Source organism: Dactylosporangium aurantiacum (genome assembly GCF_000716715.1).
Taxonomy (GTDB): Bacteria; Actinomycetota; Actinomycetes; order Mycobacteriales; family Micromonosporaceae; genus Dactylosporangium; species Dactylosporangium aurantiacum.
In genome coordinates, this window is sequence record NZ_JNYJ01000073.1 from 22,689 (window position 1) to 29,676 (window position 6,988).

A 6,988-nucleotide genomic window follows, 5' to 3' on the forward strand; every position below is an offset into this window, starting at 1 on the left:
GCCTGCGACATGATGAGCGGCCCGAGCCGCTTCGCTGGCCGCTCATGCGTGCCCGCCGAGCATCAGCGACTGCACGAGGTCCGGCTGCTGGGCGAGGTGCGCGGCGGTGTGCTCGGCGACGATCGTGCCCTTCTCCATGAAGTACGCCCGGTCCACGAGGGACAGCGCGACGTTGACGGACTGCTCGACCACCAGCAGGGCGGTGCCGAGCCGGTTGAGCCGGCGGACCATCTCCAGGAGGCCGCCGACGACGACCGGGGCGAGGCCGAGGGAGAACTCGTCGACGAGCAGCACCCGGGGCCGCTGGATGAGGGTCTTGGCGAGCACCAGCATCTGCCGCTCGCCGCCGGACAGGGTCGAGGCGGGCTGGTCGCGCCGCTCGTACAGGCGGGGGAACACCGCGAACGCGCCGTCGACGGCCCGGCGCAGGCGTCCGTCGCGGCGGCTGACCGTGTACCCGTACATGCGCAGGTTCTCGGTGACGGTCAGCGAGCCGAACGCCTGCTGACCGACCACGGTGGACAGGCCGAGGCGGACCCGGCGCGCGGCGGGCACGGCGGTGATGTCGCGGCCGGCGAGCAGCACCCGCCCGGCGCCGGGGCGTTGCAGGCCGGACAGGACCCGAACGAGCGTGGTCTTGCCGACGCCGTTCGGGCCGCACAGGCCGACCATCTCGCCGTCGGCGACGCGCACGTCGACGCCGTACAGCACCTGGACCGGGCCGTAGGCGGCGTCGACGCCGGCGCAGGCGATGGCGTCAGCGGGCGGCAAAGGGCACCTCCTCGCCCTGGTAGGCGAAGCAGCCGCAGCCGCCGTCGTAGGCAAGCGCGCGGTAGCCGTTGGCGGCGGAGAACCGGCCCGGGCCGAGCAGCCCGGCGAAGCCCGTCGCGGGCCGGAACCGGGTGCCGAGCGCGCGGGCGTCCTGCGCCCACGCGGCCGCGTTGAGGTCGGCGCCGAGGTTGCGGGCGCCGGCCCGCAGCAGCAGCGCCGCGTCGCAGTACGGGAACGCCACGCGGGCGTTCTCCCGGGTCGCGAACGTCTGGCCGGCCGCGGCGAAGATGTCCAGGCAGGCGCGTTCGGCGTCGGTACCGGGGAACGGGTAGGCGCTGTCGGGGACGTCCTGGCTCGGGTTGAACCCGATACCGACGGCGCCCCGCAGCCCTTCCCGCGGGATGGTGGCCGGGTTGTTCACCAGGAAGCTCGGGTTGTCGAAGCTGGACAGCGCGTAGCGGGCGGTGAAGCTCTGCGCCGCGGCGACGGTGAGGAAGAACGACGCCATCCGCGCCCCGCCGAGGAAGAACACCCGCTCGACGCCCTTGGCCCGGAAGTCGACGGCGGCCTGGTTGAGCCCGGCGTTGAGGGTGCCGAGGTCGGTCGTGTCGATCCACGCCACCGTGGGCGTGACGTTCAGCCGTTGCAGCTGCGGTACGGCCAGCCGCTCGTACGCGCTGCGGTTCGTGGGCGTGTCCGCGGCGACGACCCCGGCCTTCGCCGCGCCGGTGAAGTAACCCTGCTGCTCCAGGCTGCCGAGGAACGCCCGGACGAACTCGTCGTAGTCGGGGTAGCTGGCCGACCACAGGTACGGTGCCAGCCTGGTGAACGTGGTCTGGTCGTTGGCGACGAGCGTCGCGTCCAGCACCAGGGTGCGCCGGGACGCGTAGCAGGGGCGGGCGTTGCTCTGGAACTGCCCGGTGAGCACCACCGCGAACGCCTTGTCGTCCTGGGTGATCTGGTTGCACAGCCGCTCCTCGGCGGCCGGCGAGTCGTCGGCGGCCTCGTAGTTGCGGTAGACCGCGACGAGCTTGCGCCCGGCGATGCCGCCGTTGGCGTTGACCCACGTCTCGAGGGCCTTCACCTGGCGGGCCGGGTCGCCGGCGTCGGCGGTCTTGAAGCCGGTCACGCTGGCGGTGGCCTTGAGGTCGACGCCGACGAACACCACCTTCACGCTGTCGGCGGTGACGCCGGGGCCGGCGCCCGTGCGGGACGCCGATCCCGCGCCGGCGTCGCCGTCCGCGCCACCGTCCAGGGCGCCGGGCATCACCGACGAGCAGCCGGCGAACGCGACCACGGCCGCCACCGCCGCGGCGCCCGCGCGCACCACCAGGGACCAGTCGACCTGCCGTCCGGTCCAGTCATGCACCCGCACCGGGTCTTCCCTTCCGCCGGCCTGGCCGGCCCTTCCGTGGTGGACGCTGCAGGGCGGCCCGCCAGTCGTCGGCGTCCGCGTGCCCGGCGAGGTACGCGTCCAGCTCGCCGAGGTCGACGACGGCGGCGGCCCGCTCAGGTCTCCCGCCGCCGGGTGCGGTCACGTCGGCGAGGGTCGGGTCGGTCGCCGCGGTCGCCGCCTGGCGGCGCGGGGCGGCCGGGTCGCCGGTGAGGACCGCGTCGAGGGCCGCGAGGTCGACGACCGCGGTGCCGCCGTCGCCGTCCGGCTCGCCGATGAGCGTGCGCAGCGTGGCGGCGCTGATCTGCGCCCTGGCCCGCCGGCGCAGGCGCCTGGCGTCCGGGGCGTCGTCGAAGACGAGGACGGCGCCCAGCGCGGGCACCCGTACCAGCGGCGGCAACAGCAACGGGTCGGCGGGCTGCGGCAGCACGAGCGCCTCACGCGCCCGCCGGGACCGCAGCCGCCGGTGGACGCCGAGGACGATGAGCGCGATGCCGAACGCGTTGAGCGCCAGCAGCCCCCACGGGTAGGCGTCGTACCCGACGGACGCCTCGCCGAGCCCGGCGATGTCGGCGCGGACCTGGTACCGGCCGAACGCGGCGAACGGGATCGTGACCGGCACCCGGTACTCGCGGGTCTCGCCGGGCCGGATCTCGCCGGAACGCGGCGCGGCCGTCGGGTCGCCGCCGCCCTTGCCGACGCGGACGTTGAGCGGCAGCTCCCGCAGGCTCTGCGCGCCCGGGTTGCGGACCTCGTAGACCAGGGTGCGCTCGGCACGGGCGCCGAACCACTCCGTCCACGAGGGGCGGCCGGCCAGCCGGATCCGGACCACGTCGAGGCGGGCGACGGCGCCGGCGGCCGTCGGCACCGGGCCGGTGGCGTGGCCGGGGATGTCGAGGGGCACGTCGACGTGGCCGGTGGCGCCGGTGCCGACGAGCGCGACGTGCACGACGCACGGGCAGGGGCGGGGTGGGTCACCGACGCGCAGCTCGACGCTGAACGTGCCGTCGGCCCTGGCCGGGGTCGCCAGCGCCGCGCGCATGTCGCAGGCGCCGGAGCCGGTCATGGCCAGCTCACCGCAGGTGACCAGCTGCAGCAGCTGCCCGGCGGGCCAGCCGGCGCCGGTGACGCGCAGCGTCGCGCCCGGCTTCGCCGACGGCGCGCCGAGGCTCGCGGTCAGCCCGTCGGCGCGCGCGGGCCCCGCCGGCAGCAGGGCCAGCGCCGCGGCGAGCGGCAGTCCACACAGGACGGTGAGGGTCCGCCTCATCGCACCGTCACCGGCTCGGGGAGCCGCCGGCGCGGCTTCGCGGTGTCGGCGCGGGCGCGGCGCCGGCGGTACCAGAGCAGCCAGATGAACGCCGCGAGCAGGACGGCGAGGGTCGGCCACGACACGACCACGGTGGTGTCCTGCCCGCGGGCGGCGACGCCGCCGTCGGCGGTGACCGTGACCGAGGTGGTCACCACGTCGAACGGCCAGATGCCGCTGACGGTGCCGGTGAGGCGGGTCCGCGCGCCGGGCAGCAGGTCGATCTGCGGCACGTCGCCGTGGCGGGTGATCCGGTGGCCGAACAGGCCGGTGACCCGCACCGACAGCCGCGGCGGCAGGTGCAGGTTGCCGGTGTTGACCACGTCGTAGGTGTAGAAGCCGTCCACAGTGGACGGAAGCCAGGCGGGGTCATGGCGGGTGGTGACGCCGTCGACGCGCAGGCCGGGCACCGTGGGGCCGCTGACCCGCAGGTAGATCCGGGCGGCCACGGCGCGGCGGACGGTGACGTCGACGCCGTTCTGCTTCGTGGTGGCGCCGGGCTGGTCCTCCATGGCGACGACGCCGCCGACGTGGTCGCCGGGCGTGGCGTTGGCCGGCACGGTGATGACGAACGGGACGTCCGCCTGCGACTTCGCGGGCACCGTGACCGTCGCCGCGCCGACCCGGGTCCAGGCGCCGACGTCGACGTGGGTGGCGTCCTGGGTACGCAGGCCGAACCCGCCGTCGCGCGGGGTGTTGTACGCGTCGGCGCCGTAGAGGCGGAAGGTGCGCGGCTGGTCGGCGAGGTTGGTCACGCGGACCGAGTCCTGCACGGAGGTGCCGGGCGGCGACTCCAGGAAGAAGTACAGGCGCGGCGCGGGTCCCGGCTGCGCCGGGGGCGTCGGGTTCACCGACCATTCGCCGTTGTCGGCCGCGTACGCGTTGACCGGCGCCATCACGGCGATCGCGACGGCGACCGCGATGACCTTCCTCCGCATGCATCCTCCCGCGTTCGTGGTGGTGGGGGCCCGGCGGTGCGGGCCCCCACCCCGCTAGCTCAGCGTGATCGTGAGCGTCGCGGTGTAGCTGCCGGCCAGCTGGTTGGCCGGGATCTGCAGGTCGAGCGCGGCACCGGCGTCGAAGCCGCCGCCCGTGCCGGCCGCGTTGGCCGGGGCCGAGCACAGGGTCGAGCCGTCCACCGCACCGGCGGAGCCGGCCGTGGCGGTCACCGCGTTGGTCGAGCCCGCGGCGGCCACGCACGTCGGGATCCAGGTGAGGTTCGCCTTCGCGATGGTGCCGCCCGGCGTACCGGTGAAGTCGGTGACCGCACCGACCAGGCTCCAGCCGAAGGTGCTGCCCCGGAAGTCCGTCACGGTGATCGGCGCGAGCGCGCCGGTGCCGTGCTGGACCGTGCCGTTGAGCGTGACGCCGCTCAGCGTGACGTTGCCCGAGCCGGTCGTGCGCGACATCGCGAGGTTGCCCGCCGTGACCGTCTGGGACAGGTTGTAGGTGAGGTTGCAGGAGCCCGTGGTGGCCGGGCCGGCCTTCGCCACGCAGGAGTCGGCCGAGGCCGTCCAGGTGGCGACCGCGAACAGGGTGCCCGGTCCGGTGCCCGACGACGCGCCGATGTAGGCGGTGGTCGGGTCGTTCACCGTGAACGAGCCACTGATCGCACCGGTCGCGCTCGCCGTCGCCGTGACCGCCGCGTCGGCGGTGGGCGGCGGCGGAGGCGCGCCGGCCTTGTAGCCCCGGATGGAGACGGAGCTGCCCGGGTTCCAGTTGGTACCGGTCACCGCGACCGCCGTGCCCGCGCCGCCGCCACCGGGGGTGATGGAGATGGCCGGTGCGCCGAGGATGGTGATCGGCGTGGTGACGGTGTTGGTGCCGTCGGACACGGACAGCGTCCGCGCCCCGGTCGTGGCGCCGGCCGGCACGACGAGCGTCCCGGTGCCCGCACCCGTTGCGTCGGTGGTGCCGGCGCCGCTGCCTTCAGCGGTGCCACCGCCGCCCGCGTTCTTCAGCGACGCGGTGAGGGTCGCGCTGGGCGCCAACCCGGTCACGGAGAAGTTGATGGTGTTCCCCGCCCGGGCCGCGCTGGTGACGCTCTGCCCGGTGACCGACGTGATGCTGGTGCCGCCGCCGAACACGCTGTAGTTCTCGACGATCGTGCTCGCCGCCGGGGCGGCCTTGTGGTCCCGGTCGCCGGGGCCCGAGCAGTAGGTCTTGGCGGTCGCGTTGTTGAACACGGCCTGCGTGACGGTGAGGGAGGCCGCTCCGGCCGCCCCGGCCACGTACGTGCCGGTCGCGGTGATGGAGCCGAGCGGCGCACCGGCGGCTGCCGCGGCGGCCGGGTAGGTGGCCATGTTGAGCGTGACGGTGCCCGACTGGGACCCGCCGAGCGCCAACGTGATGACGACCGGCACGTCACCCGCGTTCAGCGGCACCGGACCGTTGTTGGGTCCGGTGACCGCCGTGAAGGTGACGGCGACGGTCTGCCCGGGCGACGGCGTGGCCGGCGTCTGGGTGAGCCCGAACGTGTCGTTCCACGTCGTGGGCGAGGTGCCGGTGCCGGCGTCGCTGAAGTACAGCCGGCAGCCCAGCGAGTTCGCCGCGGGCCCGTACGCCTCGGCCGCGGTGCCGCCGAGCGCGATGGCAGCGGCGAGGCCGATGGCCCCGGCCGCCACCCTGGAGGGGGTGTTCATCGAATTGCCGCTTCCTCTCTGTTGTTTGCTCCGGCGAACCGCCCCACCGCACCCGGCCGCCGTTTCGCAGAGTGGAACGATGTTTCTTCGGTGGTAACGTCTATGAAGGCAGCCCCACCACCGCTTGTCAACCGTCCAGACAGCTGCTGTTGCCCTCCACGGCACAGTGCCCACATACCGGGACACGCCGCTTCTGCGGCCGATTCGACCTGGCGAAGGCATCACCGAGCGCTCACCAGCCGCACCTGCTCGCCGCATGCCGGCCCGGCGTCCGGAGCTCCTTGATCACGCGCCCAATGGCGCACTCGACCGGACCATCGGCGCACGCCAAGCCCGGAGGCGGGCCGGTCTTGCGGTAGGCGACGTCCACGCCCCGGCCCGGCGACCGCAACCGCCCACGCCGCACCGCAACCGCCCACGCCCCACCGCGACCACCCACGCCCCACCGCAACCACCCACGCCACAACGGAACCGCCGACGCCACACCGGGACCGCCCACGCCACACCGCAACCACCCACGCCACACCGCGACCACCCACGCCCCACCGCAACCACCCACGCCACACCGCAACCACCCACGCCCCACCGCGACCACCCACGCCACACCGCGACCGCCGATGCCGCACCGGGACCATGCCGCACGGGGACCGATGCCGCACGGGATCAATGCTCCAGCCGCGACCACAGATCATCCGCCGGCACCACGCCGGCAGCGCCGATTACCGTGCAGTCTCCGGCCACGCCACATCACGGGCGTGGCCGTGACCGCCACCCCGAACGTGAGGGCTCCAGCCGCCGGCAACACCCGCGGCACCAACCACCAGCGCGACCGGCACCCCCACCCGCCCGCCCGCCCGCACCAGGACAGCCCAACGA

Annotated in this window: 5 protein-coding genes; all 5 read right to left on the bottom strand. The window is 74.7% G+C overall.

Features of this window, described 5'->3' with window-relative positions; all coding sequences use genetic code 11:
* Positions 1–42: 42 nt before the first annotated feature.
* Genes OP18_RS47120 through OP18_RS54145 form a run of 5 tightly spaced genes read right to left on the bottom strand, consistent with a single transcriptional unit; the run spans position 43 to position 6,112 of the window.
* Positions 43–771 carry an ABC transporter ATP-binding protein gene (locus OP18_RS47120; RefSeq protein ID WP_081971745.1) on the bottom strand — a complete coding sequence of 243 codons (729 nt, stop codon included), beginning with the start codon at positions 769–771 and terminating at the stop codon, positions 43–45.
* A complete protein-coding gene (locus OP18_RS47125; protein ID WP_033366811.1) occupies positions 758–2,146 on the bottom strand; it encodes a hypothetical protein in 1,389 nt (462 codons plus the stop codon). Before OP18_RS47125 ends, OP18_RS47120 begins: the two co-directional genes overlap by 14 nt.
* Positions 2,133–3,431, bottom strand: a complete 1,299-nt coding sequence (locus OP18_RS54140) for a hypothetical protein (RefSeq protein WP_052388415.1) — start codon at positions 3,429–3,431, stop codon at positions 2,133–2,135. The genes OP18_RS47125 and OP18_RS54140 overlap by 14 nt, the downstream gene beginning before the upstream one ends.
* The gene (locus tag OP18_RS47135) at positions 3,428–4,408 is read right to left on the bottom strand and encodes a WxL protein peptidoglycan domain-containing protein (protein ID WP_033366813.1); all 981 of its coding nucleotides are present in this window, start codon (positions 4,406–4,408) and stop codon (positions 3,428–3,430) included. The genes OP18_RS54140 and OP18_RS47135 overlap by 4 nt, the downstream gene beginning before the upstream one ends.
* 54 nt (positions 4,409–4,462) lie before the next feature.
* The gene (locus OP18_RS54145; RefSeq protein WP_156090287.1) at positions 4,463–6,112 is read right to left on the bottom strand and encodes a WxL domain-containing protein; all 1,650 of its coding nucleotides are present in this window, start codon (positions 6,110–6,112) and stop codon (positions 4,463–4,465) included.
* Positions 6,113–6,988: the final 876 nt, after the last annotated feature.

Bases quoted from the DNA above. Each gene is read 5' to 3' on its own strand.
- OP18_RS54145 (WP_156090287.1), bottom strand. From the start codon at position 6,112: ATGAACACCCCCTCCAGGGTGGCGGCCGGGGCCATCGGCCTCGCCGCT.
- OP18_RS47135 (WP_033366813.1), bottom strand. From the start codon at position 4,408: ATGCGGAGGAAGGTCATCGCGGTCGCCGTCGCGATCGCCGTGATGGCG.
- OP18_RS54140 (WP_052388415.1), bottom strand. From the start codon at position 3,431: ATGAGGCGGACCCTCACCGTCCTGTGTGGACTGCCGCTCGCCGCGGCG.